General features: G+C 70.9%; 25 protein-coding genes. 12 read left to right on the forward strand and 13 right to left on the reverse strand.

Annotated features, from left to right (window positions below):
• Positions 1 to 62 precede the first annotated feature (62 nt).
• Positions 63 to 1,976: an ATP-dependent zinc metalloprotease FtsH gene (gene ftsH, locus JOD31_RS07880; RefSeq protein WP_020187712.1), complete on the reverse strand. Its 1,914-nt coding sequence runs from the start codon at positions 1,974 to 1,976 to the stop codon at positions 63 to 65.
• Between the two features lie 252 nt (positions 1,977 to 2,228).
• Between ftsH and JOD31_RS07885 the strand changes: the two genes are divergently transcribed.
• The 3 genes from JOD31_RS07885 (at position 2,229) to JOD31_RS07895 (ending at position 4,350) form a co-directional block, all read left to right on the forward strand.
• The gene (locus tag JOD31_RS07885) at positions 2,229 to 2,549 is read left to right on the forward strand and encodes a DUF1476 domain-containing protein (protein ID WP_204949753.1); all 321 of its coding nucleotides are present in this window, start codon (positions 2,229 to 2,231) and stop codon (positions 2,547 to 2,549) included.
• A 28-nt stretch (positions 2,550 to 2,577) separates the two neighbouring features.
• Positions 2,578 to 3,378, forward strand: a complete 801-nt coding sequence (locus JOD31_RS07890) for an HpcH/HpaI aldolase family protein (RefSeq protein WP_204949755.1) — start codon at positions 2,578 to 2,580, stop codon at positions 3,376 to 3,378.
• 168 nt (positions 3,379 to 3,546) lie between these two features.
• Positions 3,547 to 4,350: an SH3 domain-containing protein gene (locus tag JOD31_RS07895; RefSeq protein WP_204949756.1), complete on the forward strand. Its 804-nt coding sequence runs from the start codon at positions 3,547 to 3,549 to the stop codon at positions 4,348 to 4,350.
• 73 nt (positions 4,351 to 4,423) lie between these two features.
• Here the strand turns inward: JOD31_RS07895 and JOD31_RS07900 are convergent, their stop codons facing one another.
• Positions 4,424 to 5,635, reverse strand: a complete 1,212-nt coding sequence (locus JOD31_RS07900; protein WP_204949757.1) for an NADP-dependent isocitrate dehydrogenase — start codon at positions 5,633 to 5,635, stop codon at positions 4,424 to 4,426.
• 190 nt (positions 5,636 to 5,825) lie between these two features.
• Here JOD31_RS07900 and JOD31_RS07905 point away from each other — a divergent pair, with 190 nt between their 5' ends.
• The 3 genes from JOD31_RS07905 to purB all read left to right on the forward strand — a co-directional run bounded on the left by JOD31_RS07905 (position 5,826) and on the right by purB (position 9,291).
• Complete coding sequence (locus tag JOD31_RS07905; RefSeq protein WP_204949759.1) at positions 5,826 to 7,019, forward strand: MFS transporter; 1,194 nt, start codon at positions 5,826 to 5,828, stop codon at positions 7,017 to 7,019.
• A gap of 65 nt (positions 7,020 to 7,084) precedes the next feature.
• Complete coding sequence (locus JOD31_RS07910) at positions 7,085 to 7,903, forward strand: RNA methyltransferase (protein WP_204949761.1); 819 nt, start codon at positions 7,085 to 7,087, stop codon at positions 7,901 to 7,903.
• Between the two features lie 80 nt (positions 7,904 to 7,983).
• Positions 7,984 to 9,291 (forward strand): adenylosuccinate lyase, encoded by a 1,308-nt coding sequence (gene purB, locus JOD31_RS07915; RefSeq protein ID WP_204949762.1) that lies wholly within the window; start codon positions 7,984 to 7,986, stop codon positions 9,289 to 9,291.
• Positions 9,292 to 9,388: 97 nt separating this feature from the next.
• On the opposite strand, the gene JOD31_RS07920 is transcribed toward purB, so the two are convergent.
• The 10 genes from JOD31_RS07920 to JOD31_RS07965 form a co-directional block, all read right to left on the reverse strand.
• Positions 9,389 to 9,871, reverse strand: a complete 483-nt coding sequence (locus JOD31_RS07920; protein WP_204949763.1) for a GNAT family N-acetyltransferase — start codon at positions 9,869 to 9,871, stop codon at positions 9,389 to 9,391.
• On the reverse strand, positions 9,868 to 12,519 hold the full coding sequence (gene alaS / locus JOD31_RS07925; RefSeq protein ID WP_204949765.1) for an alanine--tRNA ligase: 2,652 nt from the start codon (positions 12,517 to 12,519) through the stop codon (positions 9,868 to 9,870). The genes JOD31_RS07920 and alaS overlap by 4 nt, the downstream gene beginning before the upstream one ends.
• Before the next feature lie 182 nt (positions 12,520 to 12,701).
• Positions 12,702 to 13,781 (reverse strand): recombinase RecA, encoded by a 1,080-nt coding sequence (gene recA, locus JOD31_RS07930; RefSeq protein ID WP_204949767.1) that lies wholly within the window; start codon positions 13,779 to 13,781, stop codon positions 12,702 to 12,704.
• 147 nt (positions 13,782 to 13,928) lie between these two features.
• Complete coding sequence (gene cckA, locus JOD31_RS07935; RefSeq protein WP_204949769.1) at positions 13,929 to 16,454, reverse strand: cell cycle histidine kinase CckA; 2,526 nt, start codon at positions 16,452 to 16,454, stop codon at positions 13,929 to 13,931.
• A 124-nt stretch (positions 16,455 to 16,578) separates the two neighbouring features.
• Positions 16,579 to 17,640 (reverse strand): flagellar biosynthesis protein FlhB, encoded by a 1,062-nt coding sequence (gene flhB, locus JOD31_RS07940; RefSeq protein ID WP_204949770.1) that lies wholly within the window; start codon positions 17,638 to 17,640, stop codon positions 16,579 to 16,581.
• Between the two features lie 10 nt (positions 17,641 to 17,650).
• The gene (gene fliR, locus JOD31_RS07945; RefSeq protein WP_204949771.1) at positions 17,651 to 18,412 is read right to left on the reverse strand and encodes a flagellar biosynthetic protein FliR; all 762 of its coding nucleotides are present in this window, start codon (positions 18,410 to 18,412) and stop codon (positions 17,651 to 17,653) included.
• A gap of 27 nt (positions 18,413 to 18,439) precedes the next feature.
• Positions 18,440 to 18,706, reverse strand: coding sequence for a flagellar biosynthesis protein FliQ (fliQ, locus tag JOD31_RS07950; protein ID WP_204949772.1), 267 nt, complete (start codon positions 18,704 to 18,706; stop codon positions 18,440 to 18,442).
• A gap of 24 nt (positions 18,707 to 18,730) precedes the next feature.
• Complete coding sequence (gene fliE, locus JOD31_RS07955) at positions 18,731 to 19,042, reverse strand: flagellar hook-basal body complex protein FliE (RefSeq protein ID WP_204949774.1); 312 nt, start codon at positions 19,040 to 19,042, stop codon at positions 18,731 to 18,733.
• A 20-nt stretch (positions 19,043 to 19,062) separates the two neighbouring features.
• Positions 19,063 to 19,473, reverse strand: a complete 411-nt coding sequence (gene flgC / locus JOD31_RS07960) for a flagellar basal body rod protein FlgC (protein ID WP_204949775.1) — start codon at positions 19,471 to 19,473, stop codon at positions 19,063 to 19,065.
• Between the two features lie 23 nt (positions 19,474 to 19,496).
• Positions 19,497 to 19,880, reverse strand: a complete 384-nt coding sequence (locus JOD31_RS07965) for a flagellar basal-body rod protein FlgB (RefSeq protein WP_309299039.1) — start codon at positions 19,878 to 19,880, stop codon at positions 19,497 to 19,499.
• Between the two features lie 249 nt (positions 19,881 to 20,129).
• Here JOD31_RS07965 and JOD31_RS07970 point away from each other — a divergent pair, with 249 nt between their 5' ends.
• The 6 genes from JOD31_RS07970 to JOD31_RS07995 all read left to right on the forward strand — a co-directional run bounded on the left by JOD31_RS07970 (position 20,130) and on the right by JOD31_RS07995 (position 25,291).
• Positions 20,130 to 21,488 (forward strand): flagellar biosynthetic protein FliO, encoded by a 1,359-nt coding sequence (locus JOD31_RS07970; protein ID WP_204949779.1) that lies wholly within the window; start codon positions 20,130 to 20,132, stop codon positions 21,486 to 21,488.
• 40 nt (positions 21,489 to 21,528) lie between these two features.
• Complete coding sequence (gene fliP, locus JOD31_RS07975; RefSeq protein WP_204949781.1) at positions 21,529 to 22,284, forward strand: flagellar type III secretion system pore protein FliP; 756 nt, start codon at positions 21,529 to 21,531, stop codon at positions 22,282 to 22,284.
• Positions 22,285 to 22,573: 289 nt separating this feature from the next.
• On the forward strand, positions 22,574 to 23,005 hold the full coding sequence (locus JOD31_RS07980; protein ID WP_204949783.1) for a hypothetical protein: 432 nt from the start codon (positions 22,574 to 22,576) through the stop codon (positions 23,003 to 23,005).
• Between the two features lie 32 nt (positions 23,006 to 23,037).
• Entirely contained in the window at positions 23,038 to 23,967 is a 930-nt protein-coding gene (exbB, locus tag JOD31_RS07985; RefSeq protein WP_428980906.1) for a tonB-system energizer ExbB, read from the forward strand.
• A gap of 6 nt (positions 23,968 to 23,973) precedes the next feature.
• The gene (gene exbD, locus JOD31_RS07990) at positions 23,974 to 24,414 is read left to right on the forward strand and encodes a TonB system transport protein ExbD (protein ID WP_204949787.1); all 441 of its coding nucleotides are present in this window, start codon (positions 23,974 to 23,976) and stop codon (positions 24,412 to 24,414) included.
• A complete protein-coding gene (locus JOD31_RS07995) occupies positions 24,401 to 25,291 on the forward strand; it encodes a TonB family protein (protein ID WP_204949789.1) in 891 nt (296 codons plus the stop codon). Before exbD ends, JOD31_RS07995 begins: the two co-directional genes overlap by 14 nt.
• Before the next feature lie 4 nt (positions 25,292 to 25,295).
• On the opposite strand, the gene hisE is transcribed toward JOD31_RS07995, so the two are convergent.
• Positions 25,296 to 25,646, reverse strand: a complete 351-nt coding sequence (hisE, locus tag JOD31_RS08000; protein ID WP_204949790.1) for a phosphoribosyl-ATP diphosphatase — start codon at positions 25,644 to 25,646, stop codon at positions 25,296 to 25,298.
• Positions 25,647 to 25,810 lie beyond the last annotated feature (164 nt).

Raw genomic sequence — 25,810 nt, forward strand, 5'->3', positions numbered from 1 at the left:
TAAACGACAAAGGCCGGCCCCGAGGGGTCGGCCTTTGGTGCGTTCGGGACGACGCTGAAGCCTCAGGCCTGAGGCTGCGGCTCCAGCCCGGCGTCGGGCCGCGGGCGCGGCTTGCCGGCGGTGGGCACCGCCGAACCGCGAGGCGCGGGCGGCTCGTCCGAGGCGTCGCGCACGGGAGGCTTGCCGGCCAGGATGTCCTTGATCTCCTGGCCGGTCAGCGTCTCGTACTCGAGCAGCGCCTTGGCCACGAGGTCCATGGCGTCCTTGTTCTCGGTGATGATGCGCCGGGCCGTCTCATAGCCTTCGTCGATGAAGCGTTTGATCTCGTTGTCGATCTTCAGCATCGTCGTGCCCGAGACGTTCTGCTGGCGCGCCACCGACATGCCGAGGAACACCTCATCCTGGTTCTCGCCGTAGGCGACGGTGCCGAGCTCCTTGGAGAAGCCCCACCGCGTCACCATCCCGCGGGCGATGTTGGTCGCCATCTGGATGTCGGACTGCGCGCCGGCCGTCACCTTCTCGTCGCCGAAGAACACCTCCTCCGCCACGCGGCCGCCCATCGCCATCGCAAGGCGCGAGGTGAGCTGCTCGTAGGAGATCGAGATCTGGTCCTTCTCCGGCAGGTACTGGACCATGCCGAGCGCCCGCCCCCGGGGAATGATCGTCGCCTTGTGGATCGGATCGTTCGCCGGCGTGAAGAGCGCGACCACGGCGTGGCCGGCCTCGTGATAGGCGGTGACCTTCTTCTCCTCGTCCGTCATCACCATGCGGCGCTCGGCGCCCATCATGATCTTGTCCTTCGCCGAGTCGAACTCGGCGGCGGTGACCATGCGCTTGGAGCGGCGGGCGGCGAGCAGGGCCGCCTCGTTGACGAGGTTCATCAGGTCGGCGCCGGAGAAGCCCGGCGTGCCGCGCGCGACGGTCTTGAGGTCGACGTCCGGCGCCAGCGGCACCTTGCGGACATGGACCTTCAGGATCTTCTCGCGGCCGATGATGTCGGGGTTCGAGACCACGACCTGGCGATCGAAACGGCCCGGACGCAGCAGCGCGGGATCGAGCACGTCCGGACGGTTGGTCGCGGCGATGAGGATGATGCCCTCGTTCGCCTCGAACCCGTCCATCTCGACCAGCAGCTGGTTGAGGGTCTGCTCGCGCTCGTCGTTGCCGCCGCCGAGGCCGGCGCCGCGATGGCGGCCGACCGCGTCGATCTCATCGATGAAGATGATGCAGGGCGCGTTCTTCTTCGCCTGCTCGAACATGTCGCGCACCCGGCTCGCGCCGACGCCCACGAACATCTCGACGAAGTCGGAGCCCGAGATCGTGAAAAACGGCACGTTGGCTTCGCCGGCGACCGCGCGGGCGATCAGCGTCTTGCCGGTGCCGGGGGGGCCGACGAGCAGCACGCCGCGCGGGATCTTTCCGCCGAGGCGCTGGAACTTCTGGGGATCGCGCAAGAACTCGACGATCTCCTCGAGGTCGCTCTTGGCCTCGTCGACGCCTGCGACGTCCTCGAAGGTCACGCGGCCGTGCGCCTCGGTGAGAAGCTTGGCCTTGGACTTGCCGAAGCCCATGGCCTTACCGGCTCCGCCCTGCATCTGCCGCGACAGGAACACCCACACGCCGATCAGCGCGATGAAGGGCAGCCACTGCAGCAGCAGAGCGACGAACCACGGCATGTTCTCGCCCGGCGGACGCGCCGAGATCGCAACGCCCTTGCCGTAGAGCCGCTGCACCAGCGACGGATCGTCGGGCGCGTAGGTCTGGAACTGGGTGCCGTCGGTGTACTGGCCCGAGATGTTCTGGCCCTCGATCGTCACGTTGCGCACGCGGCCGTTGTCGACCTCGGTGAGCAGGGTGCTGAACGAGATGTCGTTGGTCGCCGCGCGCTGTCCCGGGTTCTGGAACAGCGTGAAGAGAGCGAGCAGCAGCAGAACGATGATCACCCAGAGGGCGAAGTTCCGGAAATTCGGGTTCATTGCGGGCCTTTCGCAACCGGCGCGGCGGCCGGGAGGCCGGGCGAGACGCCCAGGGCCTTAAGCCGCCGAGCGCAATGTAAGACCGCGCTTGTCGAATGCCAAGGCGATCGGAGGCGGCGATCGCCGCGCCGTTCCGGGCCGGGGACGATAGTCTAAGGATTAGACGCGAAAGGCGCGTGGCTTTGCCATAATTGACGGATGTAGTGACGTCGGGCGGAACCGCGCGACCGACGGGACGGCATGGACACGACGATGACAACCTTCGATCAACGCGAGCAGGCTTTCGAGGCCTTGTTCGTGCACGACGAGACGATGAAGTTCAGCGCCTACGCCCGGCGAAACCGGCTGCTGGGGCTGTGGGCCGCCGAGGCGCTCGGCAAGCAGGGCGAGGAGGCGCAGGCCTACGCCAAGGCGGTGCTGCTCGCGGACTTCGAGGAGCCCGGCGACGACGACGTGTTTCGCAAGGTGCGCCGCGACTTCGATCATCGGGGCGTCGAGATCGCCGACGTCGAGCTCCGCAGGAAGATGGCGGAGCTTCTGGTGCTCGCCGTCGCGCAGTTGAAAAACGAATGACGTCCTTTCCCTTCTCCGGAGCGCGTGCATGACCTCGACCGCGGTCGGTCCGGGCGCGCTCGGCGCGGCGGCGCTCGTCAATGGAGCGCCGCATTTCAACGGCTGGGTCCAGGCGCCTTCGGCGCTGGTGGTGGAGACGATCGCCCGCGCCGGCTTCGCGTCCGTCACCCTCGACGCCCAGCATGGCTTCGCGACCTTCGACCGCATCGTCGAAGGGATCGCGGCGGCGGCCCTCGCCGGACGGCCGGCGCTGGTGCGCCTGCCGCTCGACGGCTTCTCCCTCGCGGCGCAGGCGCTCGACGCCGGCGCGGCCGGGGTGATCGCCCCGATGATCGACGACGCCGCCATGGCGCGGGCCTTCGTGGCGGCGGTGAAGTTCCCGCCGATCGGCCGGCGGAGCTGGGGTCCGAACCGCGGGCTGTCGTTCTCCGGCCTGTCGCGCGACGGCTACCTCGCCGAAGCGAACCGCCGGACGCTCGCGCTCGCCATGATCGAAACCGTCGAGGCGCTGGCCGCGCTCGACGACATTCTCGCGGTCGAGGGCCTCGACGGGGTGCTGATCGGACCGAACGACCTGTCCGTCGCCCTCAGCGGCGGCGCGGCCGTCGACCCCGCCCTCCCCGCCGTCGTCAAGGCGCTCGACGCCATCGTCGCCGCAGCCCGCCGCGCGAAGAAACCCGCGGCGATCTTCGCCAACACGCCGACGCTCGCCGCAGATTACGCAGCCCGAGGCTTCTCGCTTGTCTGCCTCGGACCGGACCTCGCCTTTCTGCAGCAGGGCGCGGCGCGCGCGCTGGCGGACGTGGGAGAAGCGTCCGCGCGGCCCTGATGCCGCCGCACCGCCGCCATGATTCCCACGTTTGACATGTGAAACCTTCGGTCGGCTCGCGCGTTCTTGATCCACGCGCGAGCGCGTGACTGGCTCGCGCGGGTTCGAGGAGCCGGGCGGGAATCCCGCGAACGACATCAACGAGAGCATCCAGGGAGTTTCGACGTCATGCTCACCACAGCCAAGTCGCTGCTGGCCGCCGCGGGAGTGTTCGCGCTGACCGCCGGCGCCGCGATGGCCGCCCCGGCCATCGCCACCACGAGCCTCAATGTCCGGTCGGGGCCCGGAACCGGCTACTCGATCATCGACGCGCTGCCCGAAGGTGAGCGGGTCAACGTCATCGGCTGCACGGCCGGCTGGTGCGAGATCAGCATGGGCGGGAGCGGGTCGGGCTTCGCAAGCGCGAGCTATCTCGACATCGGCGGTTCGGCGCCGTCCCGCGTGGTGGTCGAGGAGGACGAGTATCTGGTCCCCGGCTACGAGATCAGCGGCTATTACGAAAGCCGGCCGTATTATTACTCAGATGGCCTCTATTTTTACGGCGGCCGTTGGTACAATGACCGTCCCGGCTACGGCGGCTGGCGGCGGGACTCGTGGCGGCGCGACGTCAACTGGAACATCCGCGACCGCCGCCACCGCGAACGTTGGGAAGCGCGCCGCGACGATCGCAGGGACCGGATCGAGGATCGGCGGCGCGACGAACGCCGCGAGCGCATCGACGACCGTCGTGAGCGCATCCGCGACCGCGGCGACGATCGGCGCGTCGAGCGCATGGAACGCGGCGGCGGCCGGCCTGACAACGTGCGCGCCTTCGGAGGCGATCGCGGCGGAGACCGGGGTCGCGGCGAGCGCGGCGGCTTCGAGCGCGGCGGCGGCGGCGATCGCGGCGGGTTCGATCGTGGCGGCCGCGGAGGCGGCGGCGAACGTGGCGGCGGTGAGCGCGGCGGCGGTCGGGAGCGCGGCGACCGCTAGGTCGACCCTGCGTCGGAACAGAAACGGGCGGCCCTTGGGCCGCCCGTTTTGTTTTGCGCGGAGCGCCTGACGTTCAGGCCATCGCCTTCTGCAGATTGGCGTCGATCTTGTCGAGGAAGCCCGTCGTCGTGAGCCATTTCTGCTGGTCGCCCACGAGCAGGGCCAGGTCCTTCGTCATGAAGCCGCTCTCGACGGTGTCGACGCAGACCTTCTCCAGCGTCTCGGCGAAGCGCTTCAGCTCGGCGTTGTCGTCGAGCTTGGCGCGATGGCCGAGGCCGCGGGTCCAGGCGAAGATCGAGGCGATCGAATTCGTGGACGTCGCCTTGCCCTTCTGATGCTCGCGGTAATGGCGGGTGACGGTGCCGTGGGCGGCTTCCGCCTCCATGACCCGGCCGTCGGGCGTCGTGAGCACCGAGGTCATCAGGCCGAGCGAGCCGAAGCCCTGCGCCACCGTGTCGGACTGCACGTCGCCGTCGTAGTTCTTGCAGGCCCAGACATAGCCGCCGGACCACTTCAGCGCCGAGGCCACCATGTCGTCGATCAGGCGGTGCTCGTACCAGATCTTCTTGGCGGCGAACTGGTCCTTGAACTCGGCCTCGTAGATCTCCTGGAAGATGTCCTTGAAACGCCCGTCGTAGGCCTTGAGGATCGTGTTCTTGGTGGAGAGGTACACGGGGAAGCCGCGGTTGAGGCCGTAGTTCAGCGAGGCGCGGGCGAAGTCGCGGATCGAGTCGTCGAGGTTGTACATCGCCATCGCGACGCCGGCGCCCGGCGCGTCGAACACCTCGTGCTCGATGGTCTGGCCGTCCTCGCCGACGAACTTGATCGTCAGCTTGCCCTTGCCCGGGAACTTGAAATCGGTCGCGCGGTACTGGTCGCCGAAGGCGTGGCGGCCGACGACGATCGGCTGCGTCCAGCCCGGCACCAGCCGCGGCACGTTCTTGCAGATGATCGGCTCGCGGAAGATCACGCCGCCCAGGATGTTGCGGATCGTGCCGTTCGGCGAGCGCCACATCTTCTTGAGCTTGAACTCCTCGACGCGCTGCTCGTCGGGGGTGATCGTGGCGCACTTCACGCCGACGCCGTGCTTCTTGATCGCCTCGGCGGCGTCGACCGTCACCTTGTCCTCGGTGGCGTCGCGGTGCTCCACGCCGAGGTCGTAGTAGTGCAGGTCGAGGTCGAGGTAGGGGTGGATCAGCTTGTCCTTGATGTACTGCCAAATGATCCGCGTCATCTCATCGCCGTCGAGCTCGACGACGGGGTTGGCGACCTTGATCTTCGACATGGGCGGACAGCCTTTCGCAGTGAGGCGCGGCGCTTTGGCGCAGCGGCGGGTCGCCGGACATCTACCATCGCCGGCCGCGCTGCGGAAGGCGGCGACGCCGCTGAAACGCAAGGGAGCCTCACGGGAAACGCGCATGGCTTTCGCACCTGCGAACGCTAGAACTGCGCGCCTGCCCCCTGAGGAGAGCGTCATGACGAACGTCGCCGAAACGGCCGACGGCGCCGCGCCTGCGGTCGACCAGAAGCTCGTGCTGTTCGCGGCCGTCGCCTGCGGCGCGATCGTCGCCAATCTCTACTACGCGCAGCCGCTGGTGGACCTGATCGCCCGCGACCTCGCGCTGGCGCCCTCCGCTGCGAGCGGCGTGGTGTCGCTCACCCAGATCGGCTACGGCGTGGGGCTCATCCTGCTCGCGCCGCTGGTCGACCTCACTGAGACCCGCCGGCTGCTCACGCTGACGCTCGGCGCCGCCGCGCTCGCGCTCGCCGCGACCGCCCTCGCCCCTTCCGGCGCGGCGTTTTTCGCCGCCTCCTTCGCCATCGGCGTCGCCTCCACCGCAGCGCAGATGCTGCTGCCGATCGTGGCGAACGCGGCCCCTGCGGAAACCCGGGGCCAGACGGTCGGAACGGTGATGAGCGGCCTGCTGCTCGGCATCCTGCTTGCCCGTCCCGTCGCGAGCGTGCTGGCGGATGTCGCGGGCTGGCGCGCGGTGTTTGGGATCTCCGCGGGGTTGATGGTGGTGATCGCCGTCACGCTGCGCGCCTATGTGCCGTCGCGCGCGCCGCAGGGAGGCATGTCCTACGGCGCCTTTCTCGGCTCCATGCTGACGCTGCTGAAGCGCCACCGCGTGCTGCGCCGGCGCGCCGCCTACCAAGCCGCGATGTTCGCCGTGTTCAGCCTGTTCTGGACCGCGGTCCCCATGCGCCTTTCCGAGACCTATGGCTGGTCGCACAGCTGGATCGGCCTGTTCGCTCTGGCGGGCGCGGCCGGCGCGCTGGTCGCGCCCTGGGCCGGCAGGCTCGCCGACGCCGGCCTGACGCGGCCCGGCACCCTCGCCGCGCTCGTCATCGCCGCCATCGGCTTCGCGGTCGCCGGCCTCGACGGCTGGGGCGGCGTCGCGGCCCTGCTGTTCGGCGCCGTCGTCGTGGACGTCGGCGTTCAGATCAACATGCTGCTCGGCCAGCGCGCCATCTACGGCCTGGACGAGACCGCGCGCGGCCGGCTGAACGGACTCTACGTCGCCATGCTGTTCCTGGGCGGCGCCGCCGGCTCGGCCCTCGTCAGTCCCCTGATGACGACATGGGGCTGGCCGGCCGTCGCGATCGCCGGCGCGCTGATCCCGCTGGCGGCGCTCGCCTTCGCCGCGTTCGACGACGGGCGGGATTGAGTTCGCGCGCAAACCCGGCGCCGTCGTGCTAAGGCGACGCCCTCGCCTGAACCGCATGTGACGCCATGGCCGGAACCGACCACACCAAATCAGCCCTCGCCGCAGCGCTGCCCTCGGGGCCGGCGATTATCCTCGTGGCTCCGCAGCTCGCCCAGAACGTGGGCTCGGTCGCGCGCGCCATGGCGAACTTCGGACTGGCGGAGCTTCGGATCGTCGACGCGCCGGGGACCACCGACGACCCCTCCGCGCGCGCGTTTGCGGCCGGCGCGGACTACCTGCTGGACGCCGCCGTCCATTTCGAGCGGCTGGAGGACGCCCTCGCCGACCTCGACCTCGTGATCGCGACCACCGCGCGCGAACGCGGCCAGGCGAAGCCGGTCGACACCCCGCCGGAGGCCGCGGCCCGGCTCGCGGCCCATGTCGGCGGCGGCGGCCGCGCCGGCGTGATGTTCGGACGCGAGCGCAACGGGCTCGAGAACGAGGAGGTCGCGCTCGCGGCCCGCGTGATGACCTTCCCGGTGAACCCTGCCTACGCCAGCCTCAACCTCTCCCAGGCCGTGCTGCTTGTCGGCTACGAGTGGTTCAAGGCCGCGACCGGCGGCGCCGCGCCGTTCGAGATGCCCACCAGGTCGCCACCCGGCAGCCACGCCGAACTGGTGGCGCTGTTCGCGCACATCGAAGGCGAGCTGCGCGAGGCCGGCTTCTTCCGCTCGCCATCCAAGACCGCCTCGATGGTGATCAACCTCCGCAACATGATCCAGCGCATGGAGCCGACCAAGCAGGACCTCCAGACCCTGCACGGAGTCGTCTCGGCGCTGGTCGAAGGGCGGCCGGGGCCGGAGGGCCGCAAGCGGACGGTGTTGAAACCTCTCGCCGAGGACTGAGCGCGACAGCGGGAAACGCGTGACGCGCGGCCGGGATGTGCTAAGGCAGCGCCGTCCGACGCCCGGAGGCCTGAACGCCCATGATCCCCCGCTACTCCCGCCCCCAGATGGCCGACATCTGGTCGCCCGAGACCCGGTTCCGCATCTGGTTCGAGATCGAGGCGCACGCCTGCGACGCGCTGGCGGAGCTCGGCGTGATCCCGAAGGAGGCGGCGAAGACCATCTGGGAGAAGGGCGGCGCGGCCGTCTTCGACGTGGCCCGCATCGACGAGATCGAGCGCGAGACCAAGCACGACGTCATCGCCTTCCTGACCCACCTCGCCGAGTTCGTCGGCCCCGACGCGCGCTTCGTGCACCAGGGCATGACCTCGTCGGACGTGCTCGACACCTGCCTCAGCGTGCAGCTGGCGCGCGCCAGCGACCTGCTGATCGCCGACGTCGACCGCCTGCTGGCGGCGCTTAAAGTCCGCGCCTTTGAGCACAAGCACACGCCGACCATCGGCCGCAGCCACGGCATCCACGCCGAGCCGACCACCTTCGGGCTGAAGCTCGCTGGCTTCTACGTGGAGTTCGAACGCGCCCGCGAGCGCCTTGTCGCCGCCCGCAAGGAGATCGCGACCTGCGCCATCTCCGGCGCCGTCGGCACCTTCGCGAACATCGACCCGGCGGTCGAAGCCCACGTCGCGGAGAAGCTCGGCCTCGCCGTGGAGCCGGTCTCGACCCAGGTCATCCCGCGCGACCGGCACGCCATGTTCTTCGCGGTGCTCGGCGTCGTCGCCTCCTCCATGGAGCGGCTCGCGATCGAGGTGCGCCACCTGCAGCGGACGGAGGTGCTGGAGGCCGAGGAGTTCTTCTCGCCCGGCCAGAAGGGCTCCTCCGCCATGCCGCACAAGCGCAACCCGGTGCTGACCGAGAACATCACCGGCCTCGCCCGCATGGTGCGCGCCTACGCCCTGCCCGCCATGGAGAACGTCGCGCTCTGGCACGAGCGCGACATCTCGCACTCCTCGGTCGAGCGCATGATCGGCCCGGACGCGACGGTGACACTGGACTTCGCGCTCAACCGCATGGCCGGCGTGATCGAGAACCTCCTGGTCTACCCCGAGCGCATGCAGGGCAACCTCGACCGTCTCGGCGGCCTGGTGCACTCCCAGCGCGTGCTGCTGGCGCTGACGCAGAAGGGAGCGAGCCGCGAGGACGCCTATCGCCTGGTCCAGCGCAACGCCATGCCGGTGTGGCGCGGCGAGGGCGACTTCCTCACGCTGCTGAAGGCCGACGCGGACGTGCGCGGTTACCTCGGCGACGCCGAACTCGAGGACGCCTTCGACCTCGGCTACCACTTCAAGGCGGTGGACCAGACCTTCGCCCGCGTCTTCGGCGAAGGCTGAGGCTCTCGGCTGGCGCGGGTCCGGGCTCCACGCCGGGATCCGCGCGCTGTTCTGGCGTGGTCGACGCGCTGAGCCACGCCGACCTCGTCGCCGCCGCTCAGCCCAGCGGCTTCTCCAGCACATAGTAGGTCGTGCGGTCGTAGCCCTCGTGCCGGGCCTCCGCCGTGATGGCGAAGCCGAGACGCCGGAACACGTCGATGTTCTGCGGCATGGAGGCCCGCACCTTCAGGGTCAGCCGGACGCGCGCGAACTCGCGCGCCAAAGCTTCCGCCTCGCCGACCAGCGCGCGGCACACGCCGCGGCCGCGCGCCGAGGCGTCGACCGCCACCCGTCCGAGATAGACAGCGTCGTCCTGGGGCGCGCAGAAGGCGCAGCCGACCACCGCGCCGTCCGCCTCCGCGATCAGCAGGAACTCCTCATCCTCGAGCCGCGCCGCGAGGGTGTCGACGGTTTCCCGCAACGCCGAGAGCGGCGGCTCCACAGGCCCCACCTCGCCGAACGCGCCGCTCACCAGCGCGTGGACCGTGGCGACGTCCTCAAGTCCGCCGCGGCGGACCGAGACCCCGCCGGCGGGGCTCACGCCGCAGCGAGCCGCGCGGCGACGGCGTCGAGCGCCTCGCCGGCCTTCGCGCCGTCCGGACCGCCGGCCTGCGCCATGTCCGGCCGCCCGCCGCCGCCGGAGCCGCCAAGCGCCGCCGACGCGACGCGGACGAGGTCGACCGCGCTGAACCGCGGCACCAGATCCGGAGTGACGCCGACGACCACGCCGGCCTTGCCCTCCGAGGTGACGCCGACGATGGCCGCGACGCCCGAGCCGATCGACTTCTTGGCCTCGTCGACGAGACCCTTGAGGTCCTTCATCTCGATGCCCTCGACCGTGCGGGCGAACAGCTTGACGCCGGCGACCTCGCGGACCGCGTCGCCCGCCCCTGCGCCGCCGCCGCCCATGGCGAGCTTCTTGCGCGCGTCGACGAGCTCGCGCTCCAGGCGCTTGCGCTCCTCGATGAGCGCCTCGACCCGGGTGACCACCTCGGCCTCGGGCGCCTTCAGCAGCGCCGCGAGATCAGCGACCCGGCCGTTCTGCGCCTCGAAATGCAGCCGCGCGGCCTCGCCGGTCAGCGCTTCGAGGCGGCGGACTCCGGCCGCAACGCCGCTTTCGCCGACGATGGTGATCGCGCCGATCTCGCCGGTGGCGCCGACATGGGTGCCGCCGCAGAGCTCGATCGAATAGGGCTTGCCGTCGTCCGCGCGCCCCATGGAGACGACGCGGACCTCGTCGCCGTACTTCTCGCCGAACAGCGCGCGGGCGCCGGAGGCGCGCGCCTCCTCGATCCCCATCACGCGGGTGACGACCGGGTCGTTCTGCAGCGCGATCGCGTTCGCGATCGCCTCGATGCGCTCAAGCTCGGCGTCGCCGATCGGCTTGGTGTGGCTGAAGTCGAAGCGCAGGCGGTCCGGCGCGACGAGCGAGCCCTTCTGCGCGACGTGGTCGCCGAGCGTGAGACGCAGCGCCTCGTGCAGCAGATGGGTGGCCGAGTGGTTGCCGCGGATGCGCCGGCGGCGGGCGTGGTCGACCGTGAAGGTCAGCGCGTCGCCGATCGCGACCGCGCCGGACTCGACCTCGACCGCGTGCACGAACAGGTCGCCTAGCTTCTTCTGGACGTCGGACACCACGACCTCGACCCCGGTCGCCGTCAGGACGCCAGCGTCGCCGACCTGGCCGCCGCTCTCGCCGTAGAACGGCGTCTGGTTCGCGATCAGGAAACCGCTCTCGCCCGCGGCGAGGCGCTCGACCTCCCGGCCGTCCCTGAGCAGGGCGACCACGGAGCCTTCGGCCTGCTCGGCGCCGTAGCCGAGGAACTCGGTCGCGCCGACGCGGTCGCGGATCCCGAACCAGATGGTCTCGGTCGCAGCCTCCCCGGACCCCGACCAGGCCGCGCGGGCCTCGGCCTTCTGGCGCGCCATGGCGGCGTTGAAGCCGTCGACGTCGACGGAGACGCCGCGGGCGCGCAGCGCGTCCTGGGTGAGATCGAGCGGGAAGCCGTAGGTGTCGTAAAGCTTGAACGCGGTCTCGCCGGCGAGGCTGTCGCCGGAGGCGAGGTCGGCCGCGGCCTCATCGAGCAGGCCCAGGCCGCGCGCCAGCGTGGTGCGGAAGCGCACCTCCTCGAGCTGCAGCGTCTCCGTGATCAGGCTTTCCGCGCGCACCAGCTCCGGATAGGCGGCGCCCATCTCGCGGGTCAGCGTCGGCACCAGCCGCCACAGCAGCGGCTGCTCGGCGCCGAGCAGCTGCGCGTGGCGCATGGCGCGGCGCATGATGCGGCGGAGCACGTAGCCGCGCCCCTCGTTCGAGGGCAGCACGCCCTCCGCGACCAGGAAGCTCGCGGCGCGCAGGTGGTCGGAGATGACGCGATGGCTCGCCCGCGCCTCGCCCTCGGCGGCGACCCCGGTCGCCTCGACGGAGGCGTCGATCAGCGCGCGGAAGAGGTCGATCTCGTAGTTCGACGGCACGCCCTGGAGGATCGCGGAGATGCGCTCGAGGCCCATGCCGGTGTCGATCGACGGCCGCGGCAGCGGGCGGCGCTCGCCCGGCGCGACCTGGTCGTACTGCATGAACACCAGGTTCCAGAACTCCAGGAACCGGTCGCCGTCCTCGTCCGCGCTGCCGGGAGGGCCGCCGAACAGTTTGTCGCCCTGATCGAAGAAGATCTCCGAGCACGGACCGCAGGGCCCGGTGTCGCCGGCCGCCCAGAAGTTGTCGGACGAGGCGATGCGGATGATGCGGTCGTCGGAGAAGCCGGCGATCTTCTTCCAGAGCCCGTGCGCCTCGTCGTCGTCGATGTAGACGGTGACCAGCAGCCGGTCCTTCGGCAGGTCGAAGGTCTTGGTGACGAGGTTCCAGGCGAGCTCGATCGCGCGCTCCTTGAAATAGTCGCCGAACGAGAAGTTCCCGAGCATTTCGAAGAAGGTGTGGTGGCGCGCGGTGTAGCCGACGTTGTCGAGGTCGTTGTGCTTGCCGCCGGCGCGCAGGCATTTCTGCGCCGTGGTGGCGCGGGCGTAGTCCCGGCGCTCGAGGCCGGTGAACAGGTTCTTGAACTGAACCATGCCGGCGCTCGTGAACATGAGCGTCGGGTCGTTCCGCGGCACCAGCGGCCCGGAGGCGACGGCCGCGTGGCCTTCCCCCGCGAAATAGTCGAGGAAGGTCTTCCGGATCTCGTTGACGCCGCTCATGGGATTTCGGAGGTGCTCGCCGTTCGCGTTCGGGACAGGCGGCCGGAAAACGGCCGGCGCCCCGTCATGCGGCGAGGTCGCGGGACCATCGGGCTGCGGGGCGCGGCGGCACATTAAGCGCGGCGTCGCGCGCCTGTCCAGAAAGGCCGCGCCGCGGCGTCGCCCGGGCGCGGCCGCCGCTCTCAGTCAGCGTCAAGCTCGGGGTCGTTGGGATCGACCTGGTCCAGGATCTTCTCGGCGAGCACGCCCGCGCTCTGGCGCACGGCGGACTCGATCCGCCCCGCGATCTCGACGTTTTCCTTGAGGAAGGACTTCGCGTTCTCGCGGCCCTGGCCGAGGCGCTGGCTGTCGAACGAGTACCAGGCGCCCGACTTCTCGACGATCCCGGCCTTGACGCCGAGGTCGATCAGCTCGCCGACCTTGGAGACGCCCTCGCCGTACATGATGTCGAACTCGACCTGCTTGAACGGCGGCGCGACCTTGTTCTTCACGACCTTGACGCGGGTCTGGTTGCCGACGACCTCGTCGCGCTCCTTGATCGCGCCGATGCGGCGGATGTCGAGGCGGACGGAGGCGTAGAACTTGAGCGCGTTGCCGCCCGTGGTGGTCTCCGGGCTACCGTACATCACGCCGATCTTCATCCGGATCTGGTTGATGAAGATCACCATGGTCTTGGACTTGGAGATCGAGCCGGTGAGCTTGCGCAGCGCCTGGCTCATCAGGCGGGCCTGGAGGCCGGGCTGCACGTCGCCCATCTCGCCCTCGAGCTCGGCGCGCGGCGTCAGCGCCGCGACCGAGTCGACCACCAGCACGTCGACCGCGCCGGAGCGCACCAGCGTGTCGGCGATCTCGAGCGCCTGCTCGCCGGTGTCCGGCTGGGAGATCAGCAGGTCCTGCAGGTTCACGCCGAGCTTGCGGGCGTAGACTGGATCGAGCGCGTGCTCGGCGTCCACGAAGGCGCAGACGCCGCCGGACTTCTGGGATTCCGCGATGGTGTGGAGCGCGAGCGTGGTCTTGCCGGAGCTTTCCGGCCCGAAGATCTCGATCACCCGGCCGCGCGGCAGGCCGCCGACGCCGAGCGCGATGTCGAGCCCGAGCGAACCGGTCGAAACCACCTCGATCTCGGCGATCGCCTGGCCCGCCCCAAGGCGCATGATCGACCCCTTGCCGAACGCGCGGTCGATCTGCGCGAGAGCGGCGTCGAGCGCCTTTGTCCTGTCCATGGAGCTTCCTTCGACGAGGCGGAGTGCGGATTGCGACATCGCTCTGGCTCCTTATGGCACGGCCCGCGGCGGGCCTTCAACGAAGCCTTTCGTACTTTCTTTGTTCTCAGAACGCAATAGGAACATCTTGTGCCGCGGCCGGCCGGAACCCCATGATCTTGAGCGCGGGCGGCCGATGAAGCGCCCTCAGGCGCCCATCGTGTCCTTCACGGCCTGCACGAGCTGCTTCAGCGTGAACGGCTTCGGCAGGAAGGCGAACGATTCGCCGTCGGGCAGGTTCTTCTTGAAGGCGTCCTCGGCGTAGCCGGAGACGAAGATGATCTTCAGGTCCGGCTGCTTCTTGCGCAGCTCGCGCAGCAGCGAGGGCCCGTCCATCTCCGGCATGACGACGTCGGAGACCACGAGCTCGACCGCGCTGCCGTGCTTCTCCATCTGCTCCAGCGCCTCGACGCCGGAGCGCGCCTCGATGACGTCGTAGCCGCGCGAGGCCAGCGCGCGGGCGCCGAAGGCGCGCACCGCGTCCTCGTCCTCCACCAGCAGCACGGTTCCGCGGCCCGTCATGTCCTGCGGCGCCGCGGCGATCGCGGCGGGCTTGGCCTCCTCCACCTCGGTCGCGACGTGCCGCGGCAGGAAGATGCGGAAGGTCGCGCCCTCGCCGGGCTCCGACAGCGCGAAGACGTAGCCGTCGGTCTGCTTGACGATGCCGTAGACGGTGGAGAGCCCGAGCCCCGTGCCCTTGCCGACCTCCTTGGTCGAGAAGAACGGCTCGAAGATCTTGTCGAGGATCTCTTCCGGGATGCCCGAGCCGGTGTCGTCCACGTCGATCATCACGTAGTCCGCCGGCGGCAGCCCGCGGTGCCCGAAGGCCGAGACCTCGGCCGCGGTGACGTTGCGGGTGCGGATCGTCACGGTGCCGCCGTCCACCATCGCGTCGCGGGCGTTGACCACGAGGTTGATGATCACCTGCTCGAACTGGTTCAGGTCCGCCTTCACCGGCCACAGGTCGCGGCCGTGCACGAGCTCGAGCTTCACCTTCTCGCCCACCAGCCGGCCGAGCAGCATGCGCAGCTCCGCCAGCACGTCGCCCAGAACGATCACCTGCGGCCGCAGGGTCTGGCGGCGGGAGAAGGCCAGCAGCTGGCGGACGAGGCTCGCGGCCCGGTTCGCGTTCTGCTTGATCTGCATGATGTCCTGGAAGGACGGGTCGGTCGGCCGGTGGTTCGCGAGCAGCAGGTCGGAGTAGCCGATGATCGCGGTCAGCACGTTATTGAAGTCGTGCGCCACGCCGCCGGCGAGCTGGCCGACCGCCTGCATCTTCTGGCTCTGGGCGAACTGGGCCTCCAGCGCGCGCTGGTCCGTGGTGTCGAGCGCGTAGACCACGGCGGCCTCGCCGCCCTCGGCGTCGTCCACCCGCGTCACGAACAGGCGGGCGGAGCGGCCGCCGTCGCCCGGCAGGGTCACGTCGACGGGGGCGACGTCGCCCGCGCCGCCGGCCGCGGCCGCGATCGCCGCCTCGAGCGCCGCGCGGTCGCGCTCGCCGGCGAGGCCGGCGTAGATCGAGCGGTCGCCGGAGGCGTCCTTCAGGCGCTCGCCGAAGAGTTTGGCGAAGGGGGCGTTGGTGCGCTCCACGCCGCCGCGCGCGTCGACCGTGGCGATGGCGAGCGGCGTGTTGTTGAAGAACCGCGCGAACCGCACCTCGGCCGCGCGCAGCGGCTCCGAGACGTCGGCGCCGGGCCCCCTGTCGAGCACCAGCGTGCGCGAGGCGCCGGGCGTGCCGTCGACGGCCCAGGCGACCGCGTGCAGCAGCCGGGCCGGCAGCGAGCGCCCGCCGCGGGTCTTGAGATCGACGTCGATGATTTCGGTCGCGATCGCGCCGGGTTTCGGCGGCACGGCGGCGACCAGCGCCGCGCCGTCGCCGGCCAGCACGTCGCCCAGCGTCAGGGCGCCGGCGCCGACCTGCGTCAGGTCCTGGTCGAGCCAGCCCGCGAGCGTCGCGTTCATGTAGACGATCGCTCCGTCGCCGCGGGCGGCGAAGAAGCCGGCCGGCGCGTGGTCGAGGAAGTCGACCGCGTGCTGCAGCTCCTGGAACACGTTCTCGTGGCGCTCACGCTCGCGCGTCACGTCGTCGAGCGTCCAGATCGTCTCGACGCCGCGGCCGCCCTTGCGCTCCACCGGCCGCACGCCGATGCGGAACCACGCGCCGCGCCCGTCCGGCAGGGTGACGCGGGCCTCCTCGGAGGCGCGCTTGCCGCCGCGGGCGGCCTGCGACAGCCGGTAGATCGCCTCCGCCACGTCGGCGTTGCCGGCGAACACGCGCTCCACGGTGCGCGCCCCCGCGGGGCCGTCGGCGCGGGTGAGGTCGAGATAGGCCTCGTTCGCGAACACGATGCGGCCGCCGCTGTCGGTCACCAGCACGCCTTCGTCGCTGGTCGCGGCGATGGCGCCGCCGAGGTCGTCGCGGCCGCCGCGGCTCGCGAACTGGATCAGGCCGACGGCGCCCGCGAACAGCGCGAACACGCCGATGACCGAGAGCCCAGCGAGCAGCGCGAGGATCCAGGGCTGCGCGGCCTCGCCGTTGAGGAACGACAGCGCGAGCGCCGCGCCCACGAGCGCCGCGGCGAGCAGCACCACGAGCCCGACGGAGCCCGAGCGGCCGCTGCGGTCGATCGGGGGTTCGGCGGACATCGGGCTTCCTTCGGCGAGACTGCTCATGGAACCTCGCGCGGACGGGACTGGGCGACCGGCGCGCCGTCGATTCGCACGGCGTCCGACGTTCGCGCGACGATGACGGCGGCGGGCGTCGGTTGCAAGACGAGCCGAAGTCTGGCGTCAGGCCTCACCGCCGCCCCCGCTTGCGCAGGACGAAGCCGATGACCTCGGCGACGGCCTTGTAGTGCTCGGAGGGAATCTCCTTGTCGACCTCGATCGCGGCGTGCAGCGAGCGCGCGAGCGGCGGGTTCTCCACAACCTCGACGCCGGCCTCCTCGGCGATCTTGCGGATGCGCCGCGCGAGCGCGTCGACGCCCTTCGCCACGCAGAGCGGCGCGGCCATGCCGGTCTCGTACCGGAGCGCCACCGCGTAGTGGGTCGGGTTGGCGATCACCACGGTGGCCGTCGGCACCTGCGCGATCATGCGCTTGCGGGAGCGCTGCATGCGGAGCTGGCGGATCCGCGCCTTGATGTGCGGGTCGCCCTCCTGCTGCTTGTGCTCGTCGCGGACCTCCTGCTTCGTCATCATCAGGCGCTCGCGCCAGCGCCAGCGCTGCCACATGTAGTCGCCGAGCGCGATCAGCGCGAAGACCGCGACGGCCGACACCAGCACGTTGAGCGACAGACTCTTCAGCACGACGAGCAGGCCCGCGGGATCGCCCGCGATCAGCGCCGAGACCTTGGCGCGCTCGGGCCAGATCACCGACCAGATCACCGCGCCGACGATCGCGAGCTTCAGCAGGCCCTTCACGAAGTTGACGAGGCTTTCGGCCGAGAACAGCCGCTTCGCGCCGGCCATCGGCGAGATCTTCGAGAACTTCGGGACCAGCGTCTCGGCGGTGAACACCAGGCTGTGCTGCACCATGTTGCCGGCGATCGCGGCGAGCATCAGGCACAGCATGGGCAGCGCGAGCGCCGCGGCGACGGCGAGGCCCAGGCCGCCGGCCATGGTCGTCAGCGAGACGCCGTCGACCGCGTAGCGGTGCGGCTCGGAGATGAAGTGCGTGAGCGTGCCCGTCAGGCTGGCCGCCGCGCCGTCGCCGAAGATCGAGATCGCGAGCGTCGCCGCGGCGAGGCTGAACCAGACGTTGATCTCCTGGCTCTTGGCGACGTCGCCGCGCTTCAGCGCGTCCTCGAGCTTCTTGCGCGTCGGCTCTTCGGTGCGTTCGCCGCCCTCGCTCTCCGCCATCGCCCGGCCCTCAGCCGCCCGACAGCCGGCGCAGCGTCTCGCCGACGTCGCCGAGGAACACGCTCATCAGCACGCCCACCACGAGCGCGAGCAGCGCGAAGCCCGCGATCAGCGTCAGCGGCGTCGCGATGAAGAACACCTGCAGCTGCGGCATCAGACGCGACAGCACGCCGAGCCCGAGGTTGAACACCAGGCCGAAGACGAGGAAGGGCGCCGAGAGCTGCACGCCGATCCTGAAGGCGCCGGCGGCGGCGTCGATCGCGAGCTTCGCCGCGTCGCCGGTCTGGGGCAGCACGCCCGGCCGGAACGCGTCGTAGCTGCCGGCGATGGCGCCGATCGCGAGATGGTGCAGGTCGGTGGCGAAGATCAGCGCGACGCCGACCAGCGTCAGGAAGGTGCCGACCACCACGCCCTGCTGGCCCTGCGTCGGATCGACGGTGGTCACGAAGCCCAGGCCGAGCTGGTTCGCAATGATGAAGCCGGCGGTCGACAGCGACGACATCACGAAGCGCGCGGTGACGCCGAGCACCAGGCCGACCGCGATCTCGGAGGCGAGCAGCAGCAGCAGGTTCAACGGGTCGTCGGGCCGGATGTCGTAGAGCGGCCGCGCGAAAGGCCAGAACACGAAGGCGAGCAGCGCCGCGATGGTGAGCCGAAACCGGGCCGAGACGTTCTCCTCGCCGAGCGCCGGCATAAGCATCACCAGCGCGCCGACCCGGGCGAGGATCAGGATGAAGGCCGCGACGTTCGCCGGCAGGAGCTCGATCGTCATGGTCTCAAGGTCTCGGGGCCGGCGTCGTCAACCGCCGGAGGCGATGCGTCCCGCGAGCCGCGCCATGTGCCCGGCGAGGGCGTCGCCCATGAAGGGCAGCGCCAGAATCATCGCGCCGAACAGCGCCAGTATCTTCGGCACGAAGACCAGCGTCATCTCCTGAATCTGGGTCAGCGCCTGCACCAGCGACACCGCGACGCCGACGATGAGCGTCACGGCCATCAGCGGGCCGCCGACCTTCAGGATGGTCCAGAGGGCGTCGCGGGCGACGTCGAGCACTTCGGCGCTGGTCATGGGATTGATGTCCTGCCGCGGCCGTCAGATCGGCATGCGCATGACTTCGTCGTAGGCCGCGATCACCTTGTCGCGGACGCTGACGAGAGTCTGGAGGGCGAGTTCGCTCTCGGCGACGGCGGTCACCACGTCGACCACGTCGCCGCGGCCCTGCACCGCCTGCATCGCCTTGGCGTCGGTTTCCCGGCCCTGCTGGGCGAAGCCGCTAAGGGACTTCTCCAGCAGGTCGCCGAAGGCGTTGGCGTCCGCTCCCGCGCCGGGGCGGACCGGCGCCCCTCCGGCGATGATCCCGGACAGGCTGGAGTAGGCGTTGGCGGCGGCGAGGGGCGAGGTCATGGGCGTCTAGGCTCCGGGCGTCAGGCGCGCAGGATGTCGAGGGTGCGGGCGATCATGCGGCGGGCGGAGCCCACCATGTTGAGGTTCGCCTCGTAGTTCCGCTGGGCTTCCCGCATGTCCATCTGCTCGATCAGCGGATCGACGTTGGGCAGGCGCACGTTGCCGGCGGCGTCGGCCAGCGGGTTGCCCGGCTCGTGCCGAACCTTGAACTCCGAGCGGTCGCGCTCCACCCGGCCGAGCGCCACGACCTGGGCGTCGAGCTCGCGGTCGAACTCCGGCCGCATGGTCGGGAGCTTGCGGCGGTAGGGCTCGGTCCCGGTCGTCGAGGCGACAGAGTCCGCGTTGGCGAGGTTTTCGGCGATGATCCGCATGCGGCCGGCCTGGGCCTTGAGGCCGGAGGCGGCGACGCCGATCGCGCGGTTGAGGTCCATCCGGCGGCTTCCCTGAAAGGCGCTCAGCCCCTGCCGAGCGCGGTGCGCAGCAGGCCGAGGCTCTTGGCGTAGAGGGTCGCCGCCATCTGGTGGTCCATCTGGTTCTGGGCGGCCTTGATCATCTGCTCTTCGAGCACGACGGAGTTGCCGTCCGGCGTGCGCTCGAAGGTCGAGCGGCTCTCGTCGCGGTCGACGCCGGCGCTGGAGGCCAGCGTCATGTGCCCCTGCGCGGTGCGGGCGAGGCCGACGCCGCCCTCCTCGGCTTCGACCGGGCGGAGGTCGTGGGCCTGATATCCCACGGTCGAGGCGTTTGTGACGTTTTCCGCAAGCACGGCCTGGCGCGCCTCGTGCCACCGCATCTTGGTCTTCAGCGCCGCCATCAGCGGCGGCTCGACGCTCGTCGTCACGGTCCGTTTCCCGCTCGCGGCGGCGGCCTGGGCCATCCCAGGGTCGCGAAATGCGCGTCCGCCCGGCAAAAAATGCCGCTTGCATGGTTAATGGACTGTTAACGGCGTTAAGTTTCCATTCACCTTCAGCGTGACTTTGTCTATGAGGGGTGCGTTCGTCGCGGGCTTGTGTTCCAGTCTGGCCGCCGTTGCGCGCGAACTCACGGGCGCGCCGCCCCGACTGGCTTACTGAGACCGAGGTAGACCCGCGTGTTCGATCAGCTTTTCGGCTTCGACGTTCCGACGCCCATCAAATTTGTCCTGTTCTTTGCGGGCTTCATCCTGCTGCTCCTGATCGTGACCTGGCTGATCCGCCGCCTGGGCGGAAAACGGCTCAGCGGCATGTCGGCGAGCGGTCGCTCGCGCCAGCCGCGCCTCGGCGTCCTGGACGTGCTGGCGGTCGACGGCCGTCGCCGCCTGGTGATCGTGCGCCGCGACAACGTCGAGCATCTCGTCCTCATCGGCGGTCCGAACGACGTCGTGGTCGAGAGCGGCATCCTGCGCTCGCCCGGCGGCCCGAACGCCCAGCGCGAGCCGTCGTTCGACGCGCCCCCGACCCGAACGACCCCGCCCCAGCCGACGCCCGCCCAGGGCCAGCCGGTTCCGCCGCGTCCCGCCCCCGTCGTGGCCGCCGAGCGCCCGCAGACCCAGCCCGTGCGGGGCCCCGAGCCCACGCGCCCCGAGCCGCCCCGCGTCGAGGCGCCCGCGATTCAGCCCGTTCGCGACGCCGCTCCCGCCGTGCGGCCGGCGGCCGGCCCCGCCGCCGTCGTTCAGCCGATCGGGCGTCCCGCGTCCGAAACGCCGCGGACCGACGCGGCGAAGGCCGAGGCTCCGAAGCCCGAGCCGGTCGCGCCCGCAAGGCCCGTCGCGCCCGAGCCGGCCCGGCCTCAGCCGGTTCCGACGCCCGTAGCCGTCAGGCCCGCAGCGCCCCAGCCCGCCGCACCCCAGCCCGCCTCGGCGGCGCCCGCGGGTCCCCAGCCCGTGGTCCCCGGCCCGGTTCGCCCGGCGCCCCAGCCGATCGCGTCCGGACCGGCCCCGCGCGAAGCCCGCTCCAGCGAGCTGGCGGACCGGCTCGCCGCAGCGCTGAAGCGCCCCGTCACGCCGGTCGCCGCGCCGGCTGCGCCGGCCTCCGCTCCTACTCCGGCCCCTGCCCCCGCCCCTGCTGCTCCGGCCTCCCCGCCGGCCGAGCCGAACGGCGCCGAAGAGCTTTCCGGCCGGGAGGCGCGGATCGCCGCCCGGCTCGCCGCCCGCGCCTCCAAGGACGAGCCTTCGGGCGGCTCCGCGCCGGAACCGAAGATCGAGCGGCCTCGCACCGGCGCCGCGCCGGAGGTGACGCTGGCGCCTGCGCCGAAGCCCGCGGCGAACGTCTCGGTCGAGGCTCCTAAGCCCGCTCCGGCGAAGCCGTTCCCGGGCGCCATGGGCCAGGCGCCGACGCTGAACGTGAAGCCGGAGACGCCCGCGGCTCCGGCGGCGCCGAAGCCCGCCAAGGACGAAGACCCGCTTGCCGCGCTCGAGGCGGAGATGGCGAGCCTGCTCGGCCGCGACCTCGGCGCGAAGCCCAAGTCCTGACGCCGGCGGCGACGCCCGTGCCGCGTCCCGGCCGACGCCGGTGATCCCGCCCGCCAGGGCGCGGCGCCTTCGCCGCGCGGCGGGGATCGCCGCAGCGCTGACGGCGCTCGCCGCAGGGCCCGCCGCGGCGCAGGCGATCACGCTCGACCTCGGCCAGGGCGGCGGCGTCAGCGAGCGCGCGCTGCAACTCGTCGCCCTCATCACGGTCCTCAGCCTCGCGCCGTCGATCCTGGTGATGGTGACCTGCTTCACCCGGATCGTCGTCGTGCTGTCGCTGCTGCGCACCGCAATCGGCACGCAGACCGCGCCGCCCAACACGGTGGTGACCGCGCTGGCGCTGTTCCTCACCGCCTTCGTCATGGCGCCGACCTTCCAGACGGCCTACGATCAGGCGGTCGTGCCCCGCCTCGCCGGCCAGATCGACGACGCCACGGCCTTCCAGCGCGGCGTCGCGCCGTTCCGGACCTTCATGCTGGCCCACGTGCGCGAGAAGGACCTGCGGCTGTTCCAGGACCTCTCGCGCGAGCCTGCGCCGGAGGGGCCGGAGGCGGTCTCCCTTCGGGTGTTGATCCCGTCCTTCATGATCTCGGAGCTGCGGCGGGCCTTCGAAATCGGCTTCCTGCTGTTCGTCCCCTTCCTGGTGATCGACCTCGTCGTCGCCTCGGTGCTCATGTCCATGGGCATGATGATGCTGCCGCCGGCCATCGTCTCGCTGCCGTTCAAGCTGATCTTCTTCGTGCTGGTCGATGGCTGGAGCCTGGTCGCGGGCAGCCTGGTGCAGAGCTACGGCGGCTAGAGTCGCTCCGCTCGACATGAGCGACGTCCGCGCAACGCTCCCCTGCGGCGCGGACGATCCGGTCCGAACGACCGCTTGATTCATCGCCCGAGCGTGATCCGATCCGGCGCGCGGTATTCCGATCAGCCTCCTCTCCGGAGCCGCGATCGCCGACAACATAAGTCGAATGGTCGGCCTTTCCCTGAAATTGGAACAGTTATCAATTGATGCGGCCTGTCTTGAAGTGGCCGCACGCTCGGCTTATTCCGCCAGACGTCGCATTCATTAAGCAGTGTTGGGAGGTCAGACGTTGTCGCTGATCGGTTTTGGGCGCGCCGCGTCCCTACGGACGATTTTCGTCGCCGCGGCGACCCTCGGCGTCGCGCAAGCGGCCTCCGCCGCGCCGACGGTGTCGGTCGAGCTCAACCGGCTCGAGCCGCGCGACAACGCCTGTCGGGTCTCCATGGTCATCAAGAACGAGGCCGAGAAGGCGCTGGACAGCCTCAAACTCGATCTCGTGTTCTTCGACAAGCAGGGCGTGATCGCCCGCCGGCTCGCGGTGGAAGCGGGTCCGCTGCGCGCGTCCAAGACCAGCGTGAAGCTGTTCGAGGCGACAGACCTGGGCTGCGACGCCGTCGGCCGCGTGCTGCTGAACGACGTCACCGCCTGCAGCGGCGAGGCGGACTGCCTCGGCCTGATCGCTACCTCCTCCAAGGTCAAGGACGTGGAGTTCGGCAAGTGAGGGGCCTGACAGCGCTCGTCGCGGCGATCGCCCTGACCGTCGCGCTCGCCCCGGCCGCAGCCCTTGCGCAGCAGCCGCAGCAGCAGCCGGCCGCCCCCGCCGCGCCCCAGACGCTGCCGCCCGCCGACGAGGTTCAGGCGGTCGATCCCGGCCAGCCCATGCCCGCGCCGCAGCCCGCCGCGCCCGACGCCGCCGCCCCTGCGACGGAGGCCGCTGCCCCCGGTCCGGGCGTCCCCCCCGGCACGCCGGCGGTGAACCCCTCGACCATTCCGCACGACCTGTCGCCGGTCGGCATGTTCCTCGCCGCCGACTGGGTGGTGAAGGGCGTCATGATCGGCCTCGCCTTCGCTTCGGTGGTGACCTGGACGGTGTGGCTCGCGAAGTCGCTCGAGGTCTTCGCCGCCGGCCGCCGCGTGAAGAGCGGCCTCAAGGCGCTGGCGAACGCCCGCTCGCTGGAGGACGCCCGCCGCGCGCTCGACAACCGGCGGGGTTCGGTCGCGTCGTTCGTGGCGGCCGCCGACGCCGAACTCGCCCATTCCGCCGACGCCCTCACGCCGGACGGCGTCAAGGAGCGCGTCGCGTCGCATCTCTCGCGGCTCGAGGCCCAGGCCGGCCGCAGGCTGGCGATCGGCACCGGCGTGCTTGCGACCATCGGCTCCACGGCGCCCTTCGTCGGCCTGTTCGGCACGGTGTGGGGCATCATGAACTCGTTCATCGGCATCTCGAACGCGCAGACCACGAACCTCGCGGTCGTCGCGCCCGGCATCGCCGAGGCGCTGCTCGCCACCGCGATCGGCCTCGTGGCCGCGATCCCGGCCGTGATGATCTACAACGTCTTCGCCCGCGCGATTTCCGCCCACCGCGCGCTGCTGGCCGACGCCTCCGCCGCCGTGATGCGGCTCTTAAGCCGCGATCTCGACCGCGCGGCGATCCACTCCCGCCTGCGGGCGGCGGCGGAGTAACCCCCCATGGCCGCGAAGCTCGACCACGGGTCGTCCGGCGACGATCTCGCCGAGAACAGCGAGATCAACGTCACGCCGTTCATCGACGTGATGCTGGTGCTGCTGATCATCTTCATGGTGGCGGCGCCGCTCGCGACCGTCGACGTCGGCGTCGACCTTCCGGCCTCGACGGCCAAGCCGCAGCCCCGGCCGGACAAGCCGGTCTATCTCACCGTGAAGTCGGACCTCAGCCTCGCCATCGGCAACGAGACCGTGCCGGCGGGCGCCCTCGGCGACGCGCTCGCGCGCGCCACCAACGGCGACCACGAGCAGCGCGTGTTCCTGCGCGCCGACAAGACCGTGCCTTACGGCGAACTGACCAACGTCATGAACGACATGCGCAAGGCGGGCTATCTCAAGATCGCCCTGGTCGCGCTGGAAAGCGTCGGGGGCGATGGCGGGCGCTGAGGCGCTGACGCTCACGGCCGCGCAGGACCGGCCGGGCGTCGCACGCTGGGCGCTCGCGGGCGTCGCCGTGCTCGCGGTCCACGCCGCGGCGGGCCTGCTGCTGCGCGACGCCGAGCCGCCGGCCGGCTTTCAGGCCCCGCCCGCGATCGAGATGGATCTGGTGCCGCCGCCCGCCGGCGCGACCAATCCCGAGGTCGCCGCGCAGATGACCGACGCCGAGACCCCGGAGACGGTCAACGAGGAGCAGGAGACCGAAGAGCTTCCGGAGATGACCGCGGAGGAGACCCCCACGCCTCCCGATCCCGAGGCGGTGACGGCCGAGGACGAACCCGAGACCGTCCAGGAGCTGACCGAGCCGCAGGAGCTCGCCGAGACGCGGCCGGACGTGACGCCGACGGTGGCGCTGCCGCCCGAGGAGACGGTGACCGCCCGGGAGGAGACGCCCGAGTCCAAGGTCGTCCGCAAGCCGGCCCCCGCGAAGAAGAAGCCCGAGCCCGCGCGGCCGGCGCGCAAGCCGCCGGCCGCGCCGCCGCCCCAGACCGCCGGCGGCGCGCGCGGCGTGTCCAGCACCAGCGGCGCCGCCGCAAGCGCGGCGGCCTCCACCTACGCCAAGCAGGTGGCCGCGCTGCTCGCGGCCTCGAAACGCTACCCGCCCAGCCTGATCTCGCAGAAGGTTTCGGGCCGCGGGCAGGTGACCTTCACGCTGAACCGCAGCGGATCGGTGGTGAGCGCCTCGGTGACCTCGAGCGCCGGGCACCAGCTGCTGGACGCGGAGCTTCAGGCGATGGTGCGACGCGCCAACTTCCCGCCGATGCCGGCCGACATGCCCGGCGCGTCGAAGCGCTTCACGATCCCGGTCTCGTTCTCGGTCCGCTGAACGGTCAGCCGCGGACGGCGCGTTTCGGGCGCGCGCGAAGCGCGCCCTTCGGCAGCTTCTGGGCGATGCCGTAGAGCCGTTCGCGGCGGTCCATCTCGGCGTAGACGTCGTCCGGGTCGACGCCGACCGCCGTCCAGAGCACCACGAGGTTGTAGAGCAGGTCGGCGCTTTCGCGCACCACGGCCTCGCGCTGGCCCGCCGCCGCCTCGATCGCGACCTCGGCCGCCTCCTCGACGACCTTCTTCGCCATCTTCGGGACGCCTTCGCGGTAGAGCTTTCCCGTGCGCGATCCGGCGTTGCGGCCGTCGCGGACGGCGCAGACTGCGGCGTGCAGGCGTGCGATCGAATCAGGCATGCCAGAATCATCGCCGGAACCCTTGCGGCTGTGAAGTGGTCACGATCGCGTCGGCGGACCGGGCGCGACGACGACGCGGCCTCCATGCCCATGACGGCGGGCCCCCGGCGCTCTATACTCCGCAGCGACAGACGGACGTCTCGTCCGCCAAGCGCCCGGACCCT

Origin of the sequence: Methylopila capsulata (genome assembly GCF_016907975.1) — a bacterium.
In the GTDB taxonomy this organism is placed as follows: Bacteria; Pseudomonadota; Alphaproteobacteria; order Rhizobiales; family Methylopilaceae; genus Methylopila; species Methylopila capsulata.

What these genes read in the sequence shown, in the direction of transcription:
- fliE (WP_204949774.1), bottom strand. Translation starts at nt 19,042, where the DNA reads ATGACCTCGCCCCTCGCCGCCGCCAACGCCTACTCCAGCCTGTCCGGG.
- ftsH (WP_020187712.1), bottom strand. Translation starts at nt 1,976, where the DNA reads ATGAACCCGAATTTCCGGAACTTCGCCCTCTGGGTGATCATCGTTCTG.
- JOD31_RS07995 (WP_204949789.1), top strand. Translation starts at nt 24,401, where the DNA reads ATGGCGGGCGCTGAGGCGCTGACGCTCACGGCCGCGCAGGACCGGCCG.
- exbD (WP_204949787.1), top strand. Translation starts at nt 23,974, where the DNA reads ATGGCCGCGAAGCTCGACCACGGGTCGTCCGGCGACGATCTCGCCGAG.
- JOD31_RS07900 (WP_204949757.1), bottom strand. Translation starts at nt 5,635, where the DNA reads ATGTCGAAGATCAAGGTCGCCAACCCCGTCGTCGAGCTCGACGGCGAT.
- JOD31_RS07885 (WP_204949753.1), top strand. Translation starts at nt 2,229, where the DNA reads ATGACAACCTTCGATCAACGCGAGCAGGCTTTCGAGGCCTTGTTCGTG.
- flgC (WP_204949775.1), bottom strand. Translation starts at nt 19,473, where the DNA reads ATGGACCTCAACCGCGCGATCGGCGTCGCCGCCTCCGGCCTCAAGGCC.
- flhB (WP_204949770.1), bottom strand. Translation starts at nt 17,640, where the DNA reads ATGGCGGAGAGCGAGGGCGGCGAACGCACCGAAGAGCCGACGCGCAAG.
- alaS (WP_204949765.1), bottom strand. Translation starts at nt 12,519, where the DNA reads ATGAGCGGCGTCAACGAGATCCGGAAGACCTTCCTCGACTATTTCGCG.
- JOD31_RS07895 (WP_204949756.1), top strand. Translation starts at nt 3,547, where the DNA reads ATGCTCACCACAGCCAAGTCGCTGCTGGCCGCCGCGGGAGTGTTCGCG.
- cckA (WP_204949769.1), bottom strand. Translation starts at nt 16,454, where the DNA reads ATGAGCAGTCTCGCCGAAGGAAGCCCGATGTCCGCCGAACCCCCGATC.
- hisE (WP_204949790.1), bottom strand. Translation starts at nt 25,646, where the DNA reads ATGCCTGATTCGATCGCACGCCTGCACGCCGCAGTCTGCGCCGTCCGC.
- JOD31_RS07890 (WP_204949755.1), top strand. Translation starts at nt 2,578, where the DNA reads ATGACCTCGACCGCGGTCGGTCCGGGCGCGCTCGGCGCGGCGGCGCTC.
- purB (WP_204949762.1), top strand. Translation starts at nt 7,984, where the DNA reads ATGATCCCCCGCTACTCCCGCCCCCAGATGGCCGACATCTGGTCGCCC.
- recA (WP_204949767.1), bottom strand. Translation starts at nt 13,781, where the DNA reads ATGTCGCAATCCGCACTCCGCCTCGTCGAAGGAAGCTCCATGGACAGG.
- JOD31_RS07910 (WP_204949761.1), top strand. Translation starts at nt 7,085, where the DNA reads ATGGCCGGAACCGACCACACCAAATCAGCCCTCGCCGCAGCGCTGCCC.
- fliQ (WP_204949772.1), bottom strand. Translation starts at nt 18,706, where the DNA reads ATGACCAGCGCCGAAGTGCTCGACGTCGCCCGCGACGCCCTCTGGACC.
- fliR (WP_204949771.1), bottom strand. Translation starts at nt 18,412, where the DNA reads ATGACGATCGAGCTCCTGCCGGCGAACGTCGCGGCCTTCATCCTGATC.
- JOD31_RS07905 (WP_204949759.1), top strand. Translation starts at nt 5,826, where the DNA reads ATGACGAACGTCGCCGAAACGGCCGACGGCGCCGCGCCTGCGGTCGAC.